Raw genomic sequence first — 24,715 nt, forward strand, 5'->3', positions numbered from 1 at the left:
ACAGGTCTTCGAGACCTGTTAGGTTTATGAAAGTTGTAAATTTATTCCACAATATTAAAAACAATCGGCAAAGAGTACAAAACGCCAACTTTTTCACCTTTTTGCTCACCCGGCTTCATTTGTGGCAGTAAATTTACTACGCGCATAGCTTCCGTCTCTAATTCTGGATGTTTTGCTCGAGCTCGAACATCAGTAACATTTCCAGTTTTATCAATTTTAAATTGAACAGCAATCCGCTGTCTTCCTGAAAGATTCAAATCATTGGCAATACTCGTATTGAAATTCGAATTTATTGATTCTGCTATTTTGGAAGACATACATTTTCTCATAGTTTCATTATCGCCAGAACAACCTGGGTAAGTTGGCACTTGGTCGATAACGGAATAAGGAACGTCTGTAACTGGATCTCCTCCCATTATGGTATCAATTTGTACAGTAATATTTTCTTTCTCTTGATTTATTCTATATTCTTCAATTTTGGCTTCCTCCTGCTCTTTGATTTTGTTCAATATTTCCGCTTCCGATTGTTGATCGGTATCAACTTTTGGATTGTCACTACAAGCTGTGTAAAACAACATGCTAAAGATTATCGGCAACAGTAGTAAATACTTTACCTGTGCTCCTTTTTGTGATTTAGATTTTTGTAACATAATGATTCGTTTTTTGATTAGTGACTGCTTAAAAAATGTATTGACAAATGAAATTTGCTCGGTTTGAAACACTTCGGAAAGAAGGTTTTGATAGTATTGTTTTTTGTCTTTATCACGTGTTATTTCAGAATCGGCTATGTACTCGTGAAGCGTGGCGATTCTATTTTGGAACATATAAACCAATGGATTAAACCAAAATACAATGCGAAGTAGTTCAAAATACAGCAAATCCAGAGAGTGTTTTTGCTGAATGTGAACTTTTTCGTGCGCAATGATGCTGGCTTTGTTTTCTTGGGAAATGTCCTTGCCTAAATATATTGTGTTGAAAAGTGAAAAAACAAGATCGGTTTCGGGAAGAAGTATCAACGAAGTTCCTTTTATATTCTCCCTTGTTCCTGAAACTCTCAGTTTAAATATTTTCAAAAGTTTAAGGCTGAAAATAAATGAGGTGGCTAAAATTCCTATAATCCAAAGACTATTTAATGTCGATAACCAAAATGTTGCGTCACTCCCGGCTTCCAAAGCAGTGTTTCCAAGAATTACGGCTGGTAATTGAATAACGTATTCCTGTGGAATATTCTGCTGAAGAAAATCCAAACTTACATAGGGTAAAACGATACTCAAGATTGGGGTGAGTAATAGATACACTCTATTCAAATTGAAAAAAGTTTCCTTCTTTAAAAAGAGATCATAAACTGCGAGGAACAGCAGTTGAAAAACGAGTATTTGTAGAATAGTATGTATCATTTTTCAGGATTTTCAGAATTAATTTCTTTCATAATAGCTTCCATTTCCTGAATACTGACATCGTTTTTCTTCATAAAAAACGAAACCATACTTTTAAAAGAACCTTGGAAATAACCGTCCATCAACTTGTTCAAAGACTGATTGCTGTACTCCGATTTTTTCACCTTCGGAAAATAAACATGTCCTCTCCCTTCTTTTCTATAATCGACAAAATCCTTGTTTTCCAAAATTCGAACAATAGTAGAAACTGTGTTATAGGCAGGTTTGGGCTCTGACAATTTTTCAATTATGGAAGCGACATTGGCTTCTCCCAAATCCCACAGAATTTGCATTATGTCTTCTTCGGCCTTAGTGAGTTGTTTGATTTTTTTTGACATGAGATGTTAGATGTTAAATGCTAGACAACAAATGTAACTAAGTTTTTAGTTTAAACTAGTTTTTTAGTTGTTAAAATTTATTTGACAAAAAAAGGTTCCAAAGATTTTCCGAAATCTTTGGAACCTGGATAGTATGTTGTGATTTAAATTAGTTTAGATCCAAACTGTTTTTTCTGCTATTCCAGATTTTCGGTGTCCTTCTGGTAGAGCATCATCATATTTCCCTAGATAGAACAGGCCGATACAGCTTTCGCCCGCTTCCATTTCAACAAGATGGTGGAAATGCTTGATAACGCCAGGTGAAGCCCAATAGGATCCGATTTTCATTTCGGAAGCAGTGAGCCACATATTTTGAACAGCCATAGCCGTTGCGGCAATTTCCTCCCATTCTGGAATACTTTCCTTTGGGTCTCGCTGATAACATATAGCAATTACACAACCCGCTTTTACGGGATTATTTTTAAATTTTTCATACGTAAATTCAGAAAATTTTTCTGTGGTTTCTTTGTAGGTTTCTGCCATAAATTCAGCCAACTTCACTTGAGATTCGCCGTAAAAAACCTTAAATCGCCATGGCTCTGTGCGTTTATGGGTAGGCGCCCAATTCGCAGATTCTAAGATGCTTAACACCTCTTCTTTTGTGATGGCTTCATCATTATATTGCGCTGGGAATACCGAACGACGGTCTTGGATAATGTCTTTAATCATAGTGTATTTTTTGACGCGTGAAGATACTAAAACTTAGTCTGCTTTAAAAGCAATCTATTGTTCGTCCCATTTCAGAAAATCATTCTCTGTTAGCGGTCTTAGAATACGTATAAAATAAATTACCGAATGGCCCCTTCTGGGAATTGCACCTTATTTGGAGCTGCATTTAATAATGGTAAAACGCCTTTTAAAATACGGTTACGTCGTCCTGTGGTATCTGTAGGTTGAACAGGATATGAAATAACTGCTTCCATCCACGCGTAAGAATTATTTCTAAAATATACTGCTGGTTTCCACTTCTCTTGTTTCAGTTTTGAAAGATTTGGATAACGATCTAAAAAATCCTTTGTAGCAACTTCTAACAAACATTCTTCTACAAATTGCAGGTCACTTGTAAAGGCAACTTGAATGGCAGTTTCATTCCAAATAAATGGAGTTTCAGGTCCTGAATAATTAATAATTTCTTCTCTTAAAATTAAACTATTAGGAAATCGAACCACTCTACCGCTTCTTCGGTCGTTGACTAAATAATCTCCACTACATTCCAGTATCGAAGTATCTAAATAGCTTATTTCAACCACATCACCCCGAAATCCTTTAATTTGAATACGATCGCCAACTAGATATGAACGACGAAAAACCAAATAAACCCACGCAATAAATGAAGTTATAGGCGCTTGTAGCGCAAAACCTAAAACTAAAGACAGTAAACCGAATGTGGCGGCCGCAGCAAGTAGATTCTGAAACAGAAAAGAAGCAACTACGATAAGGCTAAAAACAATGGCAAGAAATCGGGTAATGCGCAATAAATTATAACGATCTCCCTCGTTATGCGTTTGAGCGATAATTATTCTTGCAACGATTTTGCTTGACAGAAAAATCATTGTTATAATAAACAAACTAAGACTTAATTTCTGAAGTAAAGGAGTGTACTTATACCCGAGCCAAGAGTTAAAAACGTCTAGATTCACCAAATAATATATGGCGACCAACAATGCGGCAACTATTCCATAAATAGTAATCCAATAACCTGTTTTTTGATCTTTCATAAACATTCGATTCTACGTTAAGTTGCAAATTAATACTTCTGTTTGAAATAACAGCTTCATACAATTTAAGAATATACCTTGTTACAATCTATTTTTCTATGTGTTTATCTGAAAAATTATTCTGCAAACAAATTAATTGCAACCTGAAGTATTGCTTTAAAAATTGAAAAATGCTAAGTAAGAGATAACTTTTCAGCCTAAAGTTCCCAACCTAGCGTTGTCCTTATAACGTAATCATCATACGAGGCGCCTTCAACTGGCTTATTATCGTAATTATAATTAAAGCCTAATTTCACAAAAAGATCCAGCGGCAAATCATATTTTAAATCAATTTTAAAGTCGGTTCGAATCCTGTTTTTTTCGGTCAAGCTCGGATATGTGGTAACGCCAGACACTAGGCTAAAATCGTTAAAGTCGAATAAATTAATCTCTAGTGCCAAATACGCTTCTCCACTATTTCGGTTTTCATCGACTGTATCTTCATACGCTTCACTATTCCAAGCAATACCCAAAGCTCCCGCTAAAAACATTTGGTTACTATGAATAAAATATCTTCCAAAACCAAGCTTATTCGTCATTCTAAGTTTTAACTTTTGTTCACTATTAGAAAGATATTCAGATTGGACGGTTAAAAAATTATCGCCTTTCAAGAAGTAGTTAAATGATAATTCCCCGTACGTTCGCTGAATTTCTTCAACATCATCTTGATTGCTTCTAACGGAATTAAATGTGGTGCCAATGCTGTAATAATCTGAAGTATACCCTAATGATCCTCCTAAATTCAGTTGACTCAAATTACTTGCTTTCGTAAAGTTATACCCAAAAGATACTGAAGCATTTAAACGAGAAACAAATTCGTCTTTAACTGGTTTTATAAACACAATCTCACTTAAATAAACAGGGGTGTTATTATTGAACGAAAGGCTACTCGAATCGCTGTTTGCACTTAAGCCTTTGGTTTTGGTTCTTTCGCCATTTGTAGTTGTAATCAAAAAACTTTCATCACTCTTTATGGATTTAACCTTTTTCCATTTCACCTTTAAATCACTACTACTATAAGGTGTTTTGATGGTTATTACGCCACGATCCATTTTTTTAATTTCCCCAATAATCCTATCGCCGTTTGCTAAAACTAAAGTATCGTTCTGAGAAAAAAGAGCACTTGAAAATAGCAATAAAAGACAGAGAAATATAAGTTTTAAATTCATTTTAAAGCAGTTTTATAGACATTTTAATTCTTCAGCAAAAAAACACATAAATCCTCAAATCTCCTTCGTTAACCAATTGTTTCTTTGAAATGGGTATTTAACCCTTCGAATTTTTCAAGTAATCCTAATTAACGTAAATTGCGGCGTATCTAAAAATTTTAAAATTATGGAAGGCGATAAAATGATGAATTATATAAATGATGTTTTAAAAAATATGCCAGAAGGTTGGTTAAGTACAACAACACACCGACTTGATATTTATAATGAAGCGTTGGCTAAAACTCAATTTTTACAAGAATTTGAAAAGTTATTTATTACTGCAAACTCAGAAACAGAAGCGTTAAATAAATTACCCACGGCCTACGATTACATCCGACTCGGCCACCCGTTGTCGTGTGTTTTGGAATGGGCAATTGCCAAGCTTCACCACCTTAACCCAGAAAGCGTAATCAGTTTTTCGTCGAAAACGGTTCCTATTTTATCGGTTCTAAGAAAGAATTTATTAGCCAATAAGAAAACTCAGATAATCTACACCAAAAGCTTACCTGAATATTTCGATACTGAATTGATAAGGAATGTTTATGGTTATAATTTTGAATTGAAAAAGGTCGAAAGCCAAGCAAACATTTCAGAATTTGACGGAAGTATTGTATTTGTTTCGGAAGAAGATAAAATTGGAAATATTTCGCTAAACCCAATAATTGATTTTTACATCAATCTTCATTCACAGCTTGGAAGTATTTTAATAGTAAATGGCGACCAAAACGCGCATTATATTTCAGACATTCAGCACGTGAGAAGAAGAGAAACTATTGCAATGACGCCAATTAATAGTTACGCAGCCTTAAAATCGCTTGTTGAAAAATCATCAATAAATATAGTATCAGGTAGTATTGAAGCAAACAAAACGCTTGTATTAGATTCGCTTAAGCAGATTACGGGAACAATAGCTAAGCCACTTGTTGCATCCAGTGGATTATCGATTCAGTATGCGATAATGATGGGACTCGTTCACGACGCCGAAGAAAACCACAAAGGGAAAGCTATCAAGTTTATTGTTCCACCAAATTGCTATGGAGGCACAAACGACCAAGCGAGACGTGTAGCTGCTTGTCTTGGCAATGTTGAAGTAGTTGATTTACCTGTAGATAGGGATAACGATATGGTTAGAAGCATTGGAATCATTTTAGACGAGATAGCGAAACAAGACGCAATTCCTTACATAATTGCTGAAATTCCGACAAACCCAAGAGTTGAAGTTCCAAATCTTGAAGACTTAAAAAACGCATTAATCAAAGAACGTAAAACCTTAAATGGAGAAATTGCGATAGATCCTGTTTTCATTTTAGATCAAACATTTTGTCCTAATTTTCATTTTTTAGGTGAAGGCGAAATTCTTTCAACTATGAGAGCCATTTCATATGCAAGTGGATCGAAGTTTCCAAGTGGAGGGCTTTGTACAGCCGGCTACGTTGTAGGAAATCAAAAGACGGACTCCTTAATGGAGAAGATTGAGCTTCATTTAAGTCTTTGTGACAATGAGGCCACATCACTTCAATATGAAATATTAGCAAAGCAATTGCCTTCCATGAATCAAAGGATTAAGGATGCTTATAAAAACACACGTGAATTTGTAAACTTCATACAGGAAACTTTACCACAAGCAAAAATAAATTTTGTTTCAGAAGAGTTAGCACAACAAGGCTTTACACCATCTGTATTTTCATTAGACCTCCCTACAAAAGGAAATACGGATGAAGAAAGAGAGGCACATAAGAGAGCGTTGAACCTGAAGTTAATCAACTTAATGATTACTGAAATTCCTAATGAAAGTAAGTTTTGTGTGAGCTACGGGCAGTTGAAAGGCTGTTACTGGACAATACCAGCCACATCTACTCAAGGAACAACAAAAGAAGGGGACAAAGATTATATTGTTCGCGTATCCGTTTCACCCGATTTGGATCTTGAACTTCATAAAAAGGTTTTTAAGAGATTTGTTGACAACATTTAAGCATAACCCAATGTAAAAATTAGTAAAGCCACAACTTAAAAAATTGTGGCTTTGTTACCTCTAACTATTAACAACAATTTTTGCATAATCCTGAAATCCTACAACTTTTGGACTTGATCCCCCAACGGGCTATTCAAATTAATTTTTTAAAATAAAAAAATCCCTCAATTTCTTGAAGGATTCTTCCTAGTAGCGGGAACAGGACTCGAACCTGTGACCTTCGGGTTATGAGCCCGACGAGCTACCTACTGCTCTATCCCGCGATATAGATTTTCAATATTTCATTCTTAGCTTTTAACTTTCGGTTCATAATGCCGATAGAAATATTGGACTGCAAAGATACAAAGGATTTCCATTATAACAAGTCTTGACCACATAATTTTTAAAAGTTTTAAAAGATATAAATTTTGAAATGCAATCTTTCTTATCTTTAAATAATGAAAAAGCCTCTTAGAACACTATCATACGCACTCTTATCTGCTGGATTTGTAGCTATTATCATCATTTTTACCACAAACTTGATCATTGAAAACAAGCTTAAAAACTATGTGAAAACAGCGTTACCAGAAAACTTAGATGCACTTTACGAATCACTTTCAGTAAATGTATTAAATGGATCTGTATCTCTAGGAAGTCCGTCGCTTACAATTCGAAACCAGAAAGACAGCATAAAGCATACTTTTATAAATGCGGAAAAACTCAAGATTTCCGGAATAAGCTATTGGAGCTATTTGATAAATAATGAAATAAAACTTGATGAAATATTTATTGAAGACCCAGAAATAAAGTTTTACAAAGACAGGAAAAAATCGGACAAAGACAGTATTTCACAAAAGTCTCTTGAATTAGACAAACCAATTTATTTGGATTTATTGAAAATAGATAAAGCTAAAATTTCAATTTATGAAGCTGGAAAAGATTCAATTAAACTCTCTACAAAAAAATTATTTATAAAAGCGGGAGAGATTACTGTGAATAACAATACTTTAAAACAAAAAATCCCTTTCAAATATGAAAATATAGAAGCCATAGGTGACACAGTTTTTGTTAAAGCGAGTGATTTCGAAAACTTGACTATAGCCAACTTTTCATTAAAAAACAATAATGCTATATTCAATACACTAGAATTTAAGACTAAATATTCTAAAGCTAAACTCACGGAGATTATTAAAGTTGAACGCGACCATTATAATCTTGCGCTTAAATCGCTTTCTGTAAATTATTTTGATTTCGGATATACTAACGATAAACTCTTTACAAAAAGTGGAGAGATTGTTCTGAATAGCCCTACTCTTCACATTTTTCGTGATAAACTGGCTCCAGACGATTTATCAGAAAAGCCACTTTACAGCAAATCACTTCGAGAGTTACCCTTTCAGCTTACAGTTGATTCAATAAAAGTAAACAATGGTTATCTTGAATATGAAGAAAAAGTAAATAAAGACAATAACGGCGGGAGCATAAACTTTAAAGATTTAAATGCTACTTTCTTAAATGTTAGCAACACTTATAAAAGCCCTATAAAAACAGAATTAAACATAAACGCACTATTTATGGGTAACACGCCCTACACTACAAAATGGACTTTTGACGTTCAAGATCCTAGTGATAGCTTTTTATTTGCAGGGAGATTAGGGGTTTTGGAAGCAGAAAAAATGAACAGTTTTACAGAACCTAATTTAAAGGTAAAACTAGAAGGTAAAGTAGATAAGGCTTTTTTCACTATTGATGGAAACCACAGCACATCGAAAACCAATATGAAAATAAACTATTCGAATTTTAAAATAAGTGTGCTTAAAAGTAATGGTGAAAAGAAAGATAAGTTTCTCTCTACAATTGTGAATGTTTTTGTTTCAAAAAACAGCGATAAAAAAGATAGCCAATTTAAAGAAGGATCGGCTGAAGCTACTAGAGATAAAACTAAATCGATATTCAACTTTATTTGGATTAGTGTGAAGAACGCGCTACAAAAGTGTGTAACAATTTAATGAATAAAACGCTCATTATTGAAGTTTACTGCCCGATACTGCGGACATTAAAATCAGTTAGCTCACCATTAATAAAGGCGACTTCAATCTCTAACGGGTTACAGCACACCTCACAATCTTCAATATACTTTTGATTGGGTATTGATGAGTCCAGTAGTACTGAAACTGACTCCCAACAGAACGGACATTGAAAAAAATGCTCTTTCATAATAACTGAAATGGTTTTTTAAGACAAGGAATCTAACGTTTCTTGAAGCACTTCCCAGTCTTGCATTAATTTTTTAAGTTGCTTTTTCTTTTCTTGATATTTATCAAAAAAATGAGGCTTGGCTATTGTTTCTTCATAATTAACAAGTAATTCTGTATCAATTTCAGCAATTTCCTTTTCTAAAGAAGCTATGGAAGCTTCCACGTTGCTCAATTTATTTTTAGTGGATTTTAGTTTTTTCTGAAGCTCATACTCCTCACCTGCAGTTCGATTTTCTTTTCCTTGCGTAGAGGTCGCCACAGTACGTTTTTCTGCTTCTCTAAGGTTATCAAGATTACGCTGTTCAAGGAAATAATCTATATCACCTAAATATTCCTTTATTTGATGATCTTTGAATTCGTATACTTTATTGGTTAAACCTTGAAGAAAATCCCGATCGTGAGAAACCAGAATTAAGGTACCTTCGAAGCTTTTTAGTGCATCCTTCAATACATTTTTAGATTTTATATCAAGGTGGTTCGTAGGCTCATCCATAACCAAAACATTAAACGGTTGAAGTAGTAATTTTGCAAGAGCTAAACGGTTTCTTTCACCCCCACTCAACACTCTTACATATTTTTCTACTTCATCACCTCTAAATAAAAAAGAGCCTAAAATGTCTCTAACCCGGCTACGGTTCTTCTCGTTTGCCGCATCGATCATTGTATCTAGAACAGTTTTTTTTCCATCTAAATGGTCTGCTTGATTTTGGGCAAAATACCCTATTTGCACATTATGCCCAAGACTAAGTTTTCCACCGTGGTCTATTTCGCCTACAATAATTTTTGCCAAAGTAGATTTCCCTTGACCGTTTTGGCCTACAAAGGCTATTTTAGCCTCTCTTTCAACCATTAAATCTACACCTTGCAGCACTTGATTATCACCGTAGCTTTTTGAAATATTTTCAGCTTCAATTACCACTTTCCCAGGCGTAACCGAAATTGGAAACCGCAACGTCATAACGCTATTATCATCTTCATCGACCTCAATGCGATCAATTTTATCAAGTTTTTTTATAAGCGATTGTGCCATTGTAGCTTTACTCGCCTTAGCTCGGAATTTATCAATCAGTTTTTCAGTTTGTTCTATTTGTTTTTGCTGATTTTTTTGCGAAGCCAGTTGCTGCTCCCGCAATTCATTCCGAAGCACTAAATATTGCGTATAGGGCTTATTAAAGTCGTAAATCTTTCCAAGCGAAATTTCTATTGTGCGATTGGTTACATTATCCAAAAACATTTTATCGTGCGAAACGATAACTACTGCCCCCAAGTAGGACCTCAAAAAATCCTCTAACCACAGGATTGATTCAATATCTAGGTGATTTGTGGGCTCATCGAGCAACAAGATGTCATTGTTTTGAAGAAGTAGTTTTGCAAGTTCAATCCGCATTCGCCAACCTCCTGAGAAAGTTTCCGTTAGTTTATTAAAATCTTCTCTTTGAAACCCTAGACCTTGTAAAATACGTTCAGTTTCACCTTGGTAATTGTAACCACCGTGAATTTCGTATTGGTGCTGCACATCGTTTAAATCGACCATTAATTGGTTATAACCATCGCTTTCATAGTCGGTTCGTTCTGCCAGCTGCGTATTTATGTGCTCGAGGTTTTTTTCAAGTTTCTTTATTTTTGTAAAAGCTTCATAGGATTCTTCTAAGACAGTGCGTCCCATTTCGAAGTCGATATCCTGTTTCAAAAAGCCTATTGAAATTTCTTTATCTGTAGCAATTTGTCCAGTGTCATACTCCTGTTCACCAGCGATAATTTTCAATAATGTCGATTTCCCTGCTCCATTTTTTCCAACTAAACCGACTCGATCACCAGATTTTAGCTGAAAAGTAATTTTTTCAAACAAGTATTCACCTTGAAAGGAAACAGAAAGATTATGGATATTGATCATTATATAACTTATGTAGTTTGAGGTAATTAATATTTCAAATTTTGAACCCCGAAATATTACTGATTGCCAGTGGGCAAGTGTGCAAAGATGCTTATTTTTGTGGTGCAAAAAAAACTGACAATGCAATTTCTAAAAGGCAATAAACTTTACAGTATTCTTACAGGAACCTGCCCCGTTTGTCACAACGGTGAGATGTATCTAGAAAAAAATCCGTTCAACTTAAAGAAAAACCTAAAAATGCACGAGAGGTGCAGTCATTGTGGTACAAAATTTAAAATGGAACCATCTTTTTTTTATGGTGCAATGTATGTTAGCTACGGCGTAGGGGTTGCTATAGCTGTGGCAACATTTGTCATAGCTTTTTTCCTTTTAGGCCTTGATAGACACTATACGTTTTTTACGATAATTATTGTACTAATTGTATTATTTCCTATTATTTTGAGAGTGTCGCGAAACATCTGGATTAACTTATTTATGCACTACGATAAAAATTTAGACAATAAAGAATAGTGCAAAATTTTTTGACATTTACGTCAAGGATTAATTAGCAATTCGATTAATATCCATTTCTGAAGGAAGCGGCATTCCGTCTGTGATATTAATATATAAAATCTCTGATAATAACGGAGCCATTGTAAAACCTCGTGAACCTAGGCCGTTAAAAAAAACCACTCGGCTGTTGTTTGCAATACTACCCAATAACGGTTTTCTATCTCGGGTTGTAGGTCTAATGCCCACAGTTTGATCTATTATTTCAAACGGACAATTAATCATCGTTTTCAATTTAGCAGAAATTTCCTGCTCAGCCTTTGCACTTCTATCACGACCGGAATCGTTTGCTCCAAAAGTAGCTCCTACTTTATACAAAGAATCTCCTAGCGGAATTATATAAAAACTGCCTTTAATTAAAATATTCACTTTCAACTTTGGTGCTTTAACTATTAAATATTCCCCTTTATTAGGAATGATTCCGTTGATAGGGAAGAAAGGATTATTCATAACATTAGGGCCATCGCAAAAAACGATTTTATCAGCTATAATATCGTTATAGACAATATTATCATTCTCAACTTTCAATTCATTATAAAGAAACTCTTGTGTAAGCAAACTGCTTTTAGCTTGTAAATAGTTTTTATAAGCAGCTAATAAGCGGGAAGTATTAATTCGTGCTGTACCAGTCACTTTTCCAAAACCATAAGATTCAGTGATACTAGGATTAGTATTTTGAACAAAATTGGGTGAAAGAAATTGTTGTAGTTCACGTTTATCACTTGCTACAGACCAATCATTTTGTTCTTCTACACTTTTAAAAATTCGCAAAATTGGAGTTTCAAAAAAGAAGTCCGTTTGAAGCGTATGCATCAAGTTTTTATAAAATGACAATGCAACGGGATAAAATTCTGAAGTATTCCAGGCAGCATTAAAGCGTTTTAATACAGTTGGGTTAAAAACACCACCAGACATAGCAGTGGCTCCATTAGACCCGTTATCAATGGCCATGAAGCTCTTATTTTGCTTTAGAAGTTGTTCTGAAAAACAAATTCCAGCTATACCTAACCCAACAACTATATAATCAACCTTTTTCATTGTATAAAATTAAAAAACCCTTCAAATTCCAAAAGGAAGCTTGAAGGGTTTTAATTATAATTGTGTAGAACAACGACTTAGTAATTCCACAAATCGATTTCGATATTACGAATTTCTTCTTTGATTCGTTCAGACTCCATCAATTGCATCAGAGCGTTATCGGTAATGTAATCTTTAACTTCCCTATCACCTTGAACGTTATCTTCTTGATAAATCACAGCGCTAAAACGTCTTGCGTTCAACAAGTGGTCGTAAGAAATAGGTTGCGAGGTGTTTTGTCTGTTAAATGCCTTTGCTTGATGCAGCGCCTCTCTTGCTGCGGGAAACCAAACCCAAAACAATTCAACTTTAGAGTCTATACCATCATCTGGATATGCTTTTGAACGCGCTTCGTTAGCTACAGGGCATAGCCCCAACAGACGATATCTCAAATCGCCTTGACGCTTGTCTATGTACCAATATCCTCGAATACGATATTCTTGAATATCACCGGCATTGATTTCAAATCGACGAACAAATTGCTCATCCACAATACCTTCTGCGTTATACTGCTCAATACCAGCATCAGTAGTATCACTGTACACCAAAGAAGCTTGAATATCGTCTAATGTTCTTTTCTCTGTGAAATAAGAATCGGCATAAATTTCAGAAATGTTACCATTTTGAATGTTTCTAACTAGAACATCATATAAAGAACGTCTATCTGAACCAATGTTATTTGTATCGATTGGATAATACAGAGGGAAGTTTACCCTTTCATCCAAATCGATGATTTCCCACGTAGTTTTAGACCACAGCACATCGCGCTCGTCGGTGTAACCATACGGTATTGGTTTATCATTGTCATTGGCAATTTGCGCTTCAGTCTTTTTACCTATTTCATCTGGAGTCCTAGCATTAAGAATATTTACTTGTGCATTTGCACTTGCAAAGATTCCAAAACCAAAAACACATAAAACAACATTTTTCAAATTCATACCTATCGGATTTTATTCTAGTTTGTCAATTCAACAAATACAGGAGAAATTTTCTTTAATTTATATCCTGAGTTTCCTGAAAGACTCGCGTTAATATCAAAAATTTGTACAGTTTCTCCACGTCCTGCACGTCGTAGAGCTCCTTTAGCATCGTTACTAAGTTTGTTTCCAGAAACCTTAATTGTAGGCTGTCCAGCAACTTTGAAGCTAAAACCAGTTACATTTAATTTAAGGTCAAAATCGAAGTCCATTAATTCAGCACCAACACTAGATATTTCTAGCCCTTGTCTTTGCATACGAACTGGACCACCGCCACCATCTTCCCCACGGATTGTTCCTGTAGGTCTTGGAATATCCTTAATACGGAAAGTTTTACTATCTGAAACGGTTTCTCCCCCTGGAAGTTTACCGCTAACGCTAATTTTTACTTCACGACCTTGAATGCTCGTAGCGTTCATTACATACTTTCCAGCACCACCAGCAGGCGATAAACCAGGAGCATTTGCTGAAACAGTACCAACACCAGGAATAGAAATGGTCATTGGGTTTTCAACCCCACGATAAACCACATTCATCTTATCTGCAGAAATTACTGCAGCATTTGGTTTTGGAATTACTGCATACGAACTTTTAATTTCAATACTTACAACGGAGTCGCCTTCCTTAAATTGTAATTCTCCCTTTAATTCTTGCTCACCTACATTTCCAGCAGGGAAATCAAGAACCACTTGTCCACCGGCAGTTTCAGTAATTTCCTTCCCGTTTACAACAACTTTATCAAAGTTAAGAGTGTTGTCAAAACGACCTAAGACAACTCTTCCTTTAAAGTTTTCTCCGTTGAAGAAAGCAGTCTTATCTGGCACTACAATCGCTTGATAGTTAGACATAGATAACTGCTTTACTTGCTCTCCAGCAAGCATAGCTTGAAGAACATCGTTTTGGGTTACTTTAATATCCGCTTGCATCTGCGTTAATTTAGTTCTAGATGCTACCAACGGGAAGCCTTCAAAATGATAATTTAGCCATCTAATTTCTACACCTTTACGATTTTTTTCAGGTGAAGTAGTAAACTTTGACTTTACATCTTCTGCGATTTGTGGATAAGAATCACCAATAATTGCTATCACTCCTTCTCTAAAGCCATCTACTTTGTCTACAAATTCTTGACCTGCTTTAGAAAGCTTATCACCACTAAACCATTTTTGGTCTAAATGATCAGATTTATCTTGTATCTCATAATCTTTAGGATCTTCGATATCTTTCATCATTTCATCCTTAACTCCTTCTATATAGCTATCTAGTTCTTGAGCCAATGCGTTAACCTGATTGGCTTTATCTAGAACAGGCTTATATTTTGCTGGTTGCTCTTGTGCTTTTTCTGCCAAACCACCAAGGAACGCTTGGTTACGTTGGTCTGAAGCGACATTCGCTTTAGCAATTTTGTCATTTAATAATCCAAATGCAGATAATACTTCTTTTGACATATTTAAAGCCAACATGGCGATGAATATTAAATACATCATGTTAATCATTTTCTGCCTTGGGGATAGTTTTCCTCCTGCCATTTTAATTCTTCTTTAAAGATTAATAATTAAGGTAGAACCTATCTTAGTGTTTTGTTGTCATAGCAGAAAGCATTCCACCGTATACTCCATTTAATGAAGATAGGTTGGTAGCCAAATGTTGCATTTGCTGCTTTAACTGCTCAGCATTTTCAGCAACTTTTTGATTCGCTTCAGCCTGACGACTTGTAGACTCGATTTGAACTTTATAAAGACTGTTCAATGAATCCATATGAGCTGCAGCAAGAGCCATTTCTTCGCTGTATTTTTTAGTTGAGGTAATCGCTTCTGCTGTTGGAGCAATACCTTTGGCAGCACCTTCAAAAGAACGAATACTGTTGCTTAAGCTACTCATCAATTCAGAATCGATACGAGCATCTTTCAACATTTCGTCTAATTTTTTAGATAACATTCCGTTTGCATCTGATGCAGCAACGGCTTCTTTTTTGGATTTTGGAGCAGCATTTCCACCTGCAAGTTCAGGATATACTAATGACCAGTCCAAATCATCGTCAATAGGCTCAAAAGCTGAAATTGCAAATATAAGAGCTTCTGTTACTAGACCGATGGTTAACAGCACGTTACCACCAATACCAGCAATTTCGAAGTGAGTAATTTTAAATAATGCACCGATAATTACAACTGATGCTCCCAGACCGTAGGCCATTGCAAATAGTCTTTTCGAGGATTTTGAAGATTTTGCCATAATAAAATAGTTTTGATTGATTGTTTAAAGTTAATAGTCTTTTAGGTTATTTAATATAAAAAGTTAGCGGATGTCACCAAGAGATTCGTTTAAAGCTACGTCGGTACCCATATAATCTTGTACTGTACGGAACCCAATATAACTACGCGCCGAGTCGGCATACTCATAGTCCCTAGTACCTACCTGAAGGAAATAAGCTACATCTTTCCAAGATCCACCACGAACAACCTTACGTAAGTTTTGCTCGTCGTTTACATTTGGATTCATAGTAGATGAGTAATCATAAGACGCAGGATCATACGATGAAGCTACCCATTCTGACACATTTCCTGCCATATTGTATAAGTTAAATCCGTTTGGCTCATACGATCTTGCCTCAACAGTATACAAAGCTTGATCGGCTGCATAGTCTCCTCTTAATGGTTTAAAATTAGCCATAAAGCAACCTCTATCATTTTTAGTGTAAGGGCCACCCCACGGATAAGTTGCAGATTGCAGTCCACCTCTAGCAGCATATTCCCACTCAGCTTCACCAGGAAGACGGAATGAATTTACCCAGTTTCTTCGTTTAGATTTTTGATATGCATTTTTATACAAAGTTCTCCATGCACAAAACGCTTTAGCTTGTTTCCAGCTTACACCAACCACAGGATACGCACCATATGCTTCGTGCCAGAAATAGTCGTTGTGCATTGGCTCATTATAAGAATAGTTAAAGTCTCTAATCCAAACTGTAGTATCAGGATAAATATTAAGTTCCTCAGTTTTTATAAAGTCTTTTCTTCTTTTACTTTTATCGCGGGCCGCACCTTGAATATCCATATATGTATACTGGAAGTTCAACTTACTAACATCGATAGTTCGCTGTCCGTTGTATGCTTCCTCTTCAGGGATATACATAGTATCCATTACTTCAGAATAAAACTCGTCTGGATATTTAGATGTATCCCAAATAAGTTTCGTTTTGTTGTTAATTTTTCTCCCTGCATAATAATCTTCTCCCATTCCGAAGTAATTATCGTACATATATTGTTGATACGGAGTCATTTCTTCTTCAGATTGATCTACAAAAGCAAACTCGCCAATTCCTCCATCGCCTGGAGTAGCGCCTTCTTCATCAGCTTTAATAGCAAGACGCAACCTTACTGTAGAGTCGCGTACCCAATTTACAAATTGACGGTATTCAGCATTGGTAATTTCGGTTTCGTCCATATAAAATGAACGTACAGTAACAGTTTTTGTGGGTGCGTCATTAACTGCCACAAAATCATCATCACTATTACCCATAATGAAGGATCCGCCAGGCACCAATGTCATTCCATAAGGTTTCTGTGGATACCATTTTTTACCTTTTGCTCCGACGAGCTCTCCTCTGTCTCCAGAGTTACAGCTGAACATAAAGGCAACAATCGCAACTAATGCAATAAACTTCTTCATAGGTGTTTTGGTTAAAATTCAAAATTTGAGAGCGTAAACGTATTTATAAAATTTCAAAAAAACAATTTTATTTTAAAAAACTCGCTTCAATACTCTCACTTGCTTCTTAATTATACTTCGTTTTTGTGACGGGCTTTTAGCCATCTTTCAGGAATATGTTGATTACAAGCACTTAAATATTCGCCATAAGTGCAAGGTAATAACGCACGACTTTTTAATTTATTATTAACATTTGAAATAAAAGGTAATAAAATCCACCACCTTTCTGTTCTATTGCTTTTTTTGAAGGTCAAGACCGTTTCATCAATAGGAACATTATAGGTGGTAAAATTCACTTCATTATCAAAGTCCTCATCATCGATTCTAAAATTGACTCCTTCCACAAAATACCACAACACTTGAGCTATAAGCATTGCGCCACTCTTTTGCTGTGTCATTTGTTTTCCAATTTCATATATACCGAACGAACTTACTCGATTACTAATTCCTGCATATCTAGAAATTGCACAAATCTCTCTACCGTCAAATCCATTAGGACTATCACTATTTTTATAACTCATTTCTGAGTTTTTTATTGCAGATGCATCTAAAGTAACTATATCTGCATCGCGCATTGCGGGTTCTACAATTGTAATATCTTTAGTTATTTCACCCAATCTATACGCATCGAAAAATAATTTTTCCATTAAGGCAATCTCTTGGGGAGAATTAAAAAATGATTGGTAACCAATTACACTGTAGTTAAACAGATTATATGGTAAATCGACAACCATTTTTCCAACATACGATTTGTTTGAAATAGGCAACTCGGCATTTCCTAAATCAAATCGGCTATCAATATTGACTAAATTCACCATTTCTCCCCAACCGTCGTATGCGCGATATTGCCCATAGGCCAGATCTTGTCCTGCTCCCAGAACTAGGGGGATTACGTTCATTTTTAATAGCGCTGCAATAGTTTCTTTCGCAGCAAAACGACTATCTTCTGGTGTTGCTCCTTTTTCAATATCGCCAAGATCTATAATGCTATAATTCCAGTTTCCCGGATATAAGGAATAAAACGCTAACCTATATGAGTCGAAATTTATCTCTTCTTGATCAATATTAACACTAGCTCGATTTTCCTGTATTCCCAATATAGCGAATTTAACTCCATCAAAACTAGGAAACACTCCTTTTTCTGCGTGAACTTTAATTTGCTTCCCTAAAGTTCCAGCTGGCAACGATTCTCGATGCTCCAAAACTATATTAGAAACTGGTGATAAAAACTCTATCATTATTTTTTCTTAGCTGTAGTTTTTCTTGCCTTGGTGGCAGTTTTCTTTTTTGCAGCAGCTTTCTTTTTAGGAGCTTTTTTAGCCAGTAAAGCCTGTGCTTCATCCAGGGTCATCTTTTCGACCTCAGTATCTTTCGACAACTCTACCTTTGTTTTCCCTTTAATAAGATTAAATCGACCCCATCGTGCTTTTTCAATTCTTATTTTCTCTTCTGGCCATTCTTGGATAAGCTTATCAATCTCCTTTTGTTTTTTTTCTTCAATTAACTTTTCTATATCCTCGTTAGAAAGATTATCGAAATCGTATTTCTTGTTCACATTAATGAACATGCCATTCCATTTTATAAAAGGTCCAAATCTACCCACTCCTTTTTGAACTGGTAAATCTTCATACATATATATAGGCGCATCGGCCTTTTTCTTTTCTTCAATCAATTCTTTTGCAAATGTCATGTCCACATCCAATGGATCCATTCCTTTTGGAAGTGAGATAAATGTTTTTCCAAATCGCACATAAGGTCCAAAACGACCATTATTTACTTCAACTTCTTCGTTTTCGTATATACCCAACGATTTAGGAAGTTTAAAAAGATCCATTACCTCTTCAAAAGTAACTAAGTGCAATTGTTGATCTGGGCGAAGACTAGCAAACTTCTTCTCTTCATCGTCTGGCGCTCCTATTTGCGCCATTGGCCCGTACTTTCCAAGTCGAACAAGCACAGGTCGTCCACTTTCTGGATCTTCTCCTAAAATACGCTCTCCACTTTCGCGATCGGCATTTTCTTCAACGTGCTTAACGTGCGGATGGAAATCGGCATAAAAATCTTTCATCATTTTTGTCCACTCTTCTTTTCCGTCTGCAATATCATCAAAATCCTGTTCTACTTTTGCGGTAAAATTATAATCGAGAATGTTTTCGAAGTTTTCTACCAAAAAGTCATTTACAATCATTCCTATATCTGTAGGAACCAGCTTCCCTTTATCCGACCCAACGGTTTCGGTTAAGGTTTTATCTTTAACCTTGTCATTTTTGAGTGTTACTTGCAGGTATTTTCTTTCAACCCCTTCAATAGTTCCTTTTTCAACATAGTTTCTACTTATAATAGTAGAGATAGTTGGCGCATAAGTAGAAGGACGCCCAATCCCGAGTTCTTCTAATTGTTTTACTAGAGATGCTTCAGTAAAGCGATAGGGCGGTCTTGTAAATCGTTCGGTAGCTGTTATGTAATTATTTTCTAACGAATCGCCATTTTTCATGTTGGGCAACATTCCTTCTTGTTCTTCTTCTTCAAAATCGGTTCCTTCAAGATATACTTTCAGAAATCCATCAAACTTTATCATCTCTCCGTTGGCCACAAAGTTTTCAGACACTTTTTTCTTAGAAAGTACGTCAATTTTAACATTGGTGCGCTCCAATTCGGCATCACTCATTTGAGAAGCCAATGTACGTTTCCAGATTAAATCGTACAAACGAGCTTGATCCCTGTCGCCAGTTATGGTATGCAGACTCATATCTGTTGGACGTATAGCCTCGTGTGCTTCTTGGGCGCCTTTGCTTTTACCTTTATAATCCCGGGGTTTGCTGTATTCTTTACCGTAGGAAGCAATTATTTCTTTCTGAGCAGCATTTTTTGCATCGTTAGACAAGTTAACGCTATCGGTACGCATATACGTTATAAGCCCTGCTTCGTACAAACGCTGTGCAATTGTCATCGTTTTACCAACCGAAAAGTACAGCTTTCGAGCTGCTTCCTGTTGTAATGTTGAAGTTGTAAAAGGTGCAGCTGGTGATTTTTTGGCTGGCTTTTTAGTTAGCTCTGATATTTTATAAGACGCTCCAAGGTTTTTTTCTAGAAAATCTTTGGCTTCTTCTTCAGTTGCAAAGTTCTTAGGAAGCTTGGCCTTAAACTTACTACCATCCATGGTAGTAAACTCCGCATCAACCCTGTACGAACCAACTGGAGTAAACGCTTCGATTTCACGTTCGCGCTCAACAATTAATCGCACCGCGACTGATTGCACTCGACCTGCAGAAAGCCCTCCCTTCACTTTTTTCCAAAGCACTGGAGAAAGTTCATAACCCACCAATCGATCCAAAACACGACGTGCTTGTTGTGCATTTACCAAATTATAATCGATCTGACGTGGATTTTCGATAGCTTTTAAAATAGCTGACTTTGTAATTTCGTGAAAAACAATACGTTTGGTTTTATCCTTATCGAGTTTTAACTCCTCTGCCAGATGCCAGGCAATAGCCTCACCCTCGCGATCCTCATCACTCGCTAGCCAAACCATTTCAGCTTTTTTAGAAAGTGCTTTTAATTCCGCAACCAACTTTTTTTTGTCGCTGCTAACTATATATTTAGGTAAAAAATCTCCTTCTACATCCACTCCCAACTCTTTTGAAGGAAGATCTGCTATATGCCCAAAACTAGAGGAAACCTTAAAATCTTTTCCAAGAAATTTCTCAATTGTTTTCGCTTTCGCAGGGGACTCTACTATCACTAAATTCTTTGCCATTATCTATTCTGTTATGCGTACAAAAGTATGTGATTTTTTTTATACCAAGGATTTAGAGCAAGAAAATCAATTAAAAATCTAGAAATCACGGGGTAATTGAGTTTAGATTAATTCAGAATTTTATATTTTATCTGAATTCTATACACCTATTTTTAAAGGACCAACAGACCATGTTTCATCATTACAAATTGATATGAATCGGCAAGGAAATAAAAAAGTATAATCGGCTCAATTTCAAAAAGAAAATACACTATCTTTGCCGTCTTAAATTATAACCGAGGTCGAGAACCTCAAAAATTAATTCAACATGCCTGTAAAATTAAGATTACAAAGACACGGAAAAAAAGGAAAGCCTTATTTCTGGATTATCGCTGCGGATAGCCGTAGTAAAAGAAGTGGAAGATACCTAGAAAAAATAGGTCATTACAGTCCAACTACCAACCCAGCACAAATTGAACTTGACGTTGATAGTGCAGTAAAATGGCTTCAAAACGGAGCGCAACCAACAGACACCGTGCGTGCTATTCTTTCATACAAAGGGGCTTTATTGAAAAATCACCTTGCTGGTGGTGTTCGTAAAGGCGCGTTGACTCAAGAACAAGCTGAGGCTAAATTTAATGAGTGGTTAGAAACTAAAAAAGATTCTATCGACCATAAAAAAGCATCTCTATCTGAAGCTCAAGAAAAAGCTAAAGCTGAAAAACTTCTTGCTGAAAAAGCTGTTAGTGATAAGCGTGCTGCTGATGCTGCCGCTGCCGCTGCTCCTGCTGAAGAAGAGACTACTACCGATGCTGAAACAGAAGAAGCTCCTGCTGCAAGTGCAATAGATGAGGCTGCTGCTGAAGCTAAAGAAAACAACAAAGAAGCTTAAAACTTATAACGATGCAAAAGGAGAACTGCTTCTACTTGGGCAAAATCGTTAGAAAATACAGCTTCAAAGGGGAACTGCTCGTAAAACTTGATACGGACGAACCCGAATTATTTACTGAAATGGAATCGGTTTTTGTGGAACGACGCAAAAACCTGATTCCATTTTTTATTGATGAAAGCTCATTACACAAAAGTGAACTCTTAAGAGTGCGTTTTGAGGATGTAAACAACGAAGAAGAAGCGAATGCACTAATTGGGGCTCATCTATACCTTCCTTTGGAGTTTCTTCCTAAACTTACGGGCAATAAATTTTACTACCACGAAATAATTGGCTTTACCGCCAAAGACGAATCTTTTGGTGAAATTGGTGAAATTGTAGGAGTTAATGATACTACTTCTCAAGCTATTTTTGAAATAGATCGTAATGGAAAAGAAGTTTTAATTCCGATGATTGATCATTTCATTAAAAAAGTAGATCGCGAAAAGAAATCCATACTTTTGGATGTGCCTGAAGGCCTTATAGATTTGTATATTTAATTTTTGTATATTGGAAATAAAATATACAAAATGACACGCCTATTACTTTTCCTTTTTGCTACAGCTACAATTTTCTCCTGTTCTACTTCGCAAACTATTCCGGAAAATCGTCGTGTTTCAAATTGCAAAAAGAACTTTAAAAACGATTTTTCCAAAATAGAATTTCACGAATCTTTTTTAAATATTGACAATAAAACTGAAAAAGTTACAGAAGCAAAGTTCTTTTGTCTTTATAGTTTTCTTCAGACCAAAAAAGTAATGTTTGATATCTATGGAAAGTGGAACACGGAAAGTGTACTAAAAGGAAATCACCACCCGTTACTTATCTGGAGTAGTATTCCTTTATTGGAAGATTCTTCAGAAAAGTTCATTATAATTACTACTGGTGAAGAAAATTATAATCAAGAAACTTACGCTTCTATAAGTATTTTGGACGAAAACGGAAGGGATGCACTTGCAGTGAACTCTGAATACAAGTCAGAGTTGATAAAAATTTTCAGCGATTTAATTAGAAATACAAATCATGAAGACAAAGAGTTTTATAAAGTTTATCTTAAACAAGTAAGTCCGAAAAAATGGAAAAAACTTTATAGCACCGAAGCACAATGAACCAACCTTTTCGTTTTAAAGAATTTACAATAGAACAAGACCGTTGTGCAATGAAAATTGGCACCGATGGTGTTTTGCTTGGCGCTTGGGTTTCTATTAAAAGCAACCCATTTTCAGTTTTAGATATTGGTACTGGCACAGGGATTATTGCTTTACAATTGGCACAGCGCTCTAATGCCGAAATTGTTGATGCTATAGAGATTGATGACGATGCCTACGAACAATGTGTTGACAATTTTGAAAGCTCTCCTTGGGGCGATCGCTTATTTTGCTACCACGCTTCTTTGGGCGAATTTGTTGAAGAAATTGATGAAAAATACGATATTGTTATTTCAAATCCTCCATTTTATGCACCCTCTCTTGCCACGAATTCTGACGAAGAAAATAAAATTTCAGAATCTCGAAAACTAGCTCGATTTAACGATGCACTCCCTTTTGATGAATTGATTAAAGGCGCTTCACTTTTACTTTCTAATGAGGGGGTTTTTGCAGTCATAATTCCTCGGAATGAAGAGGAAAACTTTATCAAAATTGCAGTGCAAGTAAACCTATTTCCTAAAAGAATTTGCAGGGTCCGAGGTAATAAAACTTCTGAAGAAAAAAGAAGTATGATAGAGTTTTCATTTAAAAAAACATCTGTTATAATTGAAAATCTTATTATTGAAAATTCACGCCACGAATATACTGATGAGTATATAGGATTAGTTCAGGATTTTTATTTGAAGATGTAACCTATCCTTATTTAGATTAGAAGTTAAAAGTCTCCTACTATTTTATTTCCTTCCAAAATTTACAACTTTGATTGTTTTCAATATATATTGAGCTTCATAATAGTGTGCTCAAAACAATAATTTCATTGAATCAAACCTCCTTTAAAAACCAAAAAACCCCGCTACGTGCGAGGTTTTTATTGTTTTGTGAGTATTTGATTATGAGGTTAGCGTTTTAAGGTAAAGTGGCCTTTTAATTGCCTTTTAACGCCTTCTTCAATATAATCCAATCTAAACCAGTAATCACTCGATGGCATCTGGTGCCCGTTGAAGGTACCATCCCAAGGACGACCTACGGCGCTAAGCTCTTTCAATAGCTTTCCAAAGCGATCATAGATATAGATGGTTGCCGTGGGGTCGATAAGCTCTAGCCCAGGAATACCCCAAGTGTCGTGATAACCATCTCCGTTTGGAGTGAAGTACAATGGGTACCCAATCGTGCCGACTTCTAAGGTTACACTTCCACATCCGTTTACATCCCTAATGGTTACTGTATGCGATCCCGGCAATACATTCTCAAATACGGAGCTGTCTTGGAACGGCCCGTCATCCAATTGGTATTCGTACGTCCCTAAACCTTCGGCATACACCCTAATGATATGACTGTCTGAAAAGGCCATAGTGGTTTCCGTTGCACTATAGGTTAACGGTGGCGAGGAAAGCACTACTGTGGCAACTGCCCACGCTTGACACCCGGTAGCGATCTCGGTAACTGTTACCGTGTATTCCCCAGCTTGCGCGGCTACAATAGATGGCCCAGCCCCGTTTGGCAACAATACGCCTTCGAACATCCATTCAAATGTGTAAAGGCCTGGATCTAATCCTGTGTCGATAACTGGAGGGGAAACTCCATCTTCCCCTGCTATTGGGTTGCCATTGGCATCTACACATAGTCCATAAACATCATCAAAAGTAATTAACGGCAATTCCCGCACTTTTAATATCACTTCTACAACTTCAGAACATCTAGGCTCGTAAAGGTT

At 36.0% G+C, this 24,715-nt stretch carries 22 protein-coding genes and 1 tRNA gene; 7 read left to right on the forward strand and 16 right to left on the reverse strand.

Annotation, left to right across the window (positions count from 1 at the left end):
- Positions 1–41: 41 nt before the first annotated feature.
- The 5 genes from BLW28_RS12050 to BLW28_RS12070 form a co-directional block, all read right to left on the reverse strand.
- Positions 42–1,397: a M56 family metallopeptidase gene (locus tag BLW28_RS12050; protein WP_073220100.1), complete on the reverse strand. Its 1,356-nt coding sequence runs from the start codon at positions 1,395–1,397 to the stop codon at positions 42–44.
- Entirely contained in the window at positions 1,394–1,762 is a 369-nt protein-coding gene (locus BLW28_RS12055; protein WP_073220227.1) for a BlaI/MecI/CopY family transcriptional regulator, read from the reverse strand. The genes BLW28_RS12050 and BLW28_RS12055 overlap by 4 nt, the downstream gene beginning before the upstream one ends.
- Positions 1,763–1,927: 165 nt before the next feature.
- Positions 1,928–2,482 (reverse strand): nitroreductase family protein, encoded by a 555-nt coding sequence (locus BLW28_RS12060; RefSeq protein ID WP_073220095.1) that lies wholly within the window; start codon positions 2,480–2,482, stop codon positions 1,928–1,930.
- A 119-nt stretch (positions 2,483–2,601) separates the two neighbouring features.
- Complete coding sequence (locus BLW28_RS12065; protein ID WP_073220093.1) at positions 2,602–3,531, reverse strand: mechanosensitive ion channel family protein; 930 nt, start codon at positions 3,529–3,531, stop codon at positions 2,602–2,604.
- A 197-nt stretch (positions 3,532–3,728) separates the two neighbouring features.
- Positions 3,729–4,739, reverse strand: a complete 1,011-nt coding sequence (locus BLW28_RS12070; RefSeq protein ID WP_073220090.1) for a DUF481 domain-containing protein — start codon at positions 4,737–4,739, stop codon at positions 3,729–3,731.
- 166 nt (positions 4,740–4,905) lie between these two features.
- Between BLW28_RS12070 and BLW28_RS12075 the strand changes: the two genes are divergently transcribed.
- Positions 4,906–6,750, forward strand: coding sequence for a PLP-dependent aminotransferase family protein (locus BLW28_RS12075; protein ID WP_073220087.1), 1,845 nt, complete (start codon positions 4,906–4,908; stop codon positions 6,748–6,750).
- A gap of 190 nt (positions 6,751–6,940) precedes the next feature.
- Here the strand turns inward: BLW28_RS12075 and BLW28_RS12080 are convergent.
- Positions 6,941–7,013: transfer RNA gene (locus BLW28_RS12080), tRNA-Met, on the reverse strand.
- A gap of 174 nt (positions 7,014–7,187) precedes the next feature.
- Here BLW28_RS12080 and BLW28_RS12085 point away from each other — a divergent pair.
- On the forward strand, positions 7,188–8,738 hold the full coding sequence (locus BLW28_RS12085; protein WP_073220084.1) for an AsmA family protein: 1,551 nt from the start codon (positions 7,188–7,190) through the stop codon (positions 8,736–8,738).
- 25 nt (positions 8,739–8,763) lie between these two features.
- Here BLW28_RS12085 and BLW28_RS12090 read toward each other — a convergent pair whose 3' ends face one another.
- Together BLW28_RS12090 and BLW28_RS12095 are read right to left on the reverse strand one after the other, a co-directional pair.
- Complete coding sequence (locus BLW28_RS12090; protein ID WP_073220081.1) at positions 8,764–8,946, reverse strand: CPXCG motif-containing cysteine-rich protein; 183 nt, start codon at positions 8,944–8,946, stop codon at positions 8,764–8,766.
- 18 nt (positions 8,947–8,964) lie between these two features.
- Positions 8,965–10,881 carry an ABC-F family ATP-binding cassette domain-containing protein gene (locus BLW28_RS12095; protein WP_073220079.1) on the reverse strand — a complete coding sequence of 639 codons (1,917 nt, stop codon included), beginning with the start codon at positions 10,879–10,881 and terminating at the stop codon, positions 8,965–8,967.
- A 120-nt stretch (positions 10,882–11,001) separates the two neighbouring features.
- Here BLW28_RS12095 and BLW28_RS12100 point away from each other — a divergent pair, with 120 nt between their 5' ends.
- Positions 11,002–11,391, forward strand: a complete 390-nt coding sequence (locus BLW28_RS12100) for a DUF983 domain-containing protein (RefSeq protein ID WP_073220223.1) — start codon at positions 11,002–11,004, stop codon at positions 11,389–11,391.
- A 30-nt stretch (positions 11,392–11,421) separates the two neighbouring features.
- On the opposite strand, the gene BLW28_RS12105 is transcribed toward BLW28_RS12100, so the two are convergent.
- From BLW28_RS12105 to topA, 7 genes are all read right to left on the reverse strand, one after another.
- On the reverse strand, positions 11,422–12,468 hold the full coding sequence (locus BLW28_RS12105) for an NAD(P)/FAD-dependent oxidoreductase (protein ID WP_073220077.1): 1,047 nt from the start codon (positions 12,466–12,468) through the stop codon (positions 11,422–11,424).
- A 77-nt stretch (positions 12,469–12,545) separates the two neighbouring features.
- Positions 12,546–13,445 (reverse strand): type IX secretion system ring subunit PorN/GldN, encoded by a 900-nt coding sequence (gene porN, locus BLW28_RS12110; RefSeq protein WP_073220075.1) that lies wholly within the window; start codon positions 13,443–13,445, stop codon positions 12,546–12,548.
- Positions 13,446–13,462: 17 nt separating this feature from the next.
- A complete protein-coding gene (gene porM / locus BLW28_RS12115) occupies positions 13,463–15,010 on the reverse strand; it encodes a type IX secretion system motor protein PorM/GldM (RefSeq protein WP_073220073.1) in 1,548 nt (515 codons plus the stop codon).
- A gap of 43 nt (positions 15,011–15,053) precedes the next feature.
- Positions 15,054–15,713, reverse strand: coding sequence for a type IX secretion system motor protein PorL/GldL (porL, locus tag BLW28_RS12120; RefSeq protein WP_073220070.1), 660 nt, complete (start codon positions 15,711–15,713; stop codon positions 15,054–15,056).
- Positions 15,714–15,776: 63 nt separating this feature from the next.
- On the reverse strand, positions 15,777–17,150 hold the full coding sequence (porK, locus tag BLW28_RS12125) for a T9SS ring complex lipoprotein PorK/GldK (protein WP_073220067.1): 1,374 nt from the start codon (positions 17,148–17,150) through the stop codon (positions 15,777–15,779).
- A 110-nt stretch (positions 17,151–17,260) separates the two neighbouring features.
- The gene (locus BLW28_RS12130) at positions 17,261–18,427 is read right to left on the reverse strand and encodes a formimidoylglutamase (RefSeq protein WP_073220062.1); all 1,167 of its coding nucleotides are present in this window, start codon (positions 18,425–18,427) and stop codon (positions 17,261–17,263) included.
- Positions 18,427–20,946 (reverse strand): type I DNA topoisomerase, encoded by a 2,520-nt coding sequence (gene topA, locus BLW28_RS12135; RefSeq protein WP_073220059.1) that lies wholly within the window; start codon positions 20,944–20,946, stop codon positions 18,427–18,429. The genes BLW28_RS12130 and topA overlap by 1 nt, the downstream gene beginning before the upstream one ends.
- A gap of 307 nt (positions 20,947–21,253) precedes the next feature.
- On the opposite strand from topA, the gene BLW28_RS12140 reads away from it, so the two are divergent.
- Genes BLW28_RS12140 through BLW28_RS12155 form a run of 4 tightly spaced genes read left to right on the forward strand, consistent with a single transcriptional unit; the run spans position 21,254 to position 23,693 of the window.
- The gene (locus BLW28_RS12140) at positions 21,254–21,817 is read left to right on the forward strand and encodes a 30S ribosomal protein S16 (RefSeq protein ID WP_073220056.1); all 564 of its coding nucleotides are present in this window, start codon (positions 21,254–21,256) and stop codon (positions 21,815–21,817) included.
- 11 nt (positions 21,818–21,828) lie between these two features.
- On the forward strand, positions 21,829–22,353 hold the full coding sequence (rimM, locus tag BLW28_RS12145; protein WP_073220053.1) for a ribosome maturation factor RimM: 525 nt from the start codon (positions 21,829–21,831) through the stop codon (positions 22,351–22,353).
- A gap of 30 nt (positions 22,354–22,383) precedes the next feature.
- On the forward strand, positions 22,384–22,962 hold the full coding sequence (locus BLW28_RS12150; RefSeq protein ID WP_073220050.1) for a hypothetical protein: 579 nt from the start codon (positions 22,384–22,386) through the stop codon (positions 22,960–22,962).
- Entirely contained in the window at positions 22,959–23,693 is a 735-nt protein-coding gene (locus BLW28_RS12155; RefSeq protein ID WP_073220045.1) for a tRNA1(Val) (adenine(37)-N6)-methyltransferase, read from the forward strand. Before BLW28_RS12150 ends, BLW28_RS12155 begins: the two co-directional genes overlap by 4 nt.
- 206 nt (positions 23,694–23,899) lie before the next feature.
- Here BLW28_RS12155 and BLW28_RS12160 read toward each other — a convergent pair.
- The coding region (locus BLW28_RS12160) for a T9SS type B sorting domain-containing protein (protein ID WP_143036875.1) at positions 23,900–24,715 on the reverse strand (816 nt) is incomplete at its 5' end.

The organism is Aequorivita viscosa, assembly GCF_900106795.1.
Classification (GTDB): Bacteria; Bacteroidota; Bacteroidia; order Flavobacteriales; family Flavobacteriaceae; genus Aequorivita; species Aequorivita viscosa.

Excerpts from the sequence above, each read along its gene's own strand:
- porL (WP_073220070.1), bottom strand. The coding sequence starts at position 15,713 with ATGGCAAAATCTTCAAAATCCTCGAAAAGACTATTTGCAATGGCCTAC.
- BLW28_RS12100 (WP_073220223.1), top strand. The coding sequence starts at position 11,002 with ATGCAATTTCTAAAAGGCAATAAACTTTACAGTATTCTTACAGGAACC.
- topA (WP_073220059.1), bottom strand. The coding sequence starts at position 20,946 with ATGGCAAAGAATTTAGTGATAGTAGAGTCCCCTGCGAAAGCGAAAACA.
- BLW28_RS12155 (WP_073220045.1), top strand. The coding sequence starts at position 22,959 with ATGAACCAACCTTTTCGTTTTAAAGAATTTACAATAGAACAAGACCGT.
- rimM (WP_073220053.1), top strand. The coding sequence starts at position 21,829 with ATGCAAAAGGAGAACTGCTTCTACTTGGGCAAAATCGTTAGAAAATAC.
- BLW28_RS12050 (WP_073220100.1), bottom strand. The coding sequence starts at position 1,397 with ATGATACATACTATTCTACAAATACTCGTTTTTCAACTGCTGTTCCTC.
- BLW28_RS12085 (WP_073220084.1), top strand. The coding sequence starts at position 7,188 with ATGAAAAAGCCTCTTAGAACACTATCATACGCACTCTTATCTGCTGGA.
- BLW28_RS12070 (WP_073220090.1), bottom strand. The coding sequence starts at position 4,739 with ATGAATTTAAAACTTATATTTCTCTGTCTTTTATTGCTATTTTCAAGT.
- BLW28_RS12090 (WP_073220081.1), bottom strand. The coding sequence starts at position 8,946 with ATGAAAGAGCATTTTTTTCAATGTCCGTTCTGTTGGGAGTCAGTTTCA.
- porK (WP_073220067.1), bottom strand. The coding sequence starts at position 17,150 with ATGAAGAAGTTTATTGCATTAGTTGCGATTGTTGCCTTTATGTTCAGC.
- BLW28_RS12075 (WP_073220087.1), top strand. The coding sequence starts at position 4,906 with ATGGAAGGCGATAAAATGATGAATTATATAAATGATGTTTTAAAAAAT.
- BLW28_RS12065 (WP_073220093.1), bottom strand. The coding sequence starts at position 3,531 with ATGAAAGATCAAAAAACAGGTTATTGGATTACTATTTATGGAATAGTT.
- porM (WP_073220073.1), bottom strand. The coding sequence starts at position 15,010 with ATGGCAGGAGGAAAACTATCCCCAAGGCAGAAAATGATTAACATGATG.
- BLW28_RS12150 (WP_073220050.1), top strand. The coding sequence starts at position 22,384 with ATGACACGCCTATTACTTTTCCTTTTTGCTACAGCTACAATTTTCTCC.
- BLW28_RS12130 (WP_073220062.1), bottom strand. The coding sequence starts at position 18,427 with ATGATAGAGTTTTTATCACCAGTTTCTAATATAGTTTTGGAGCATCGA.
- BLW28_RS12105 (WP_073220077.1), bottom strand. The coding sequence starts at position 12,468 with ATGAAAAAGGTTGATTATATAGTTGTTGGGTTAGGTATAGCTGGAATT.
- BLW28_RS12060 (WP_073220095.1), bottom strand. The coding sequence starts at position 2,482 with ATGATTAAAGACATTATCCAAGACCGTCGTTCGGTATTCCCAGCGCAA.
- porN (WP_073220075.1), bottom strand. The coding sequence starts at position 13,445 with ATGAATTTGAAAAATGTTGTTTTATGTGTTTTTGGTTTTGGAATCTTT.
- BLW28_RS12095 (WP_073220079.1), bottom strand. The coding sequence starts at position 10,881 with ATGATCAATATCCATAATCTTTCTGTTTCCTTTCAAGGTGAATACTTG.
- BLW28_RS12140 (WP_073220056.1), top strand. The coding sequence starts at position 21,254 with ATGCCTGTAAAATTAAGATTACAAAGACACGGAAAAAAAGGAAAGCCT.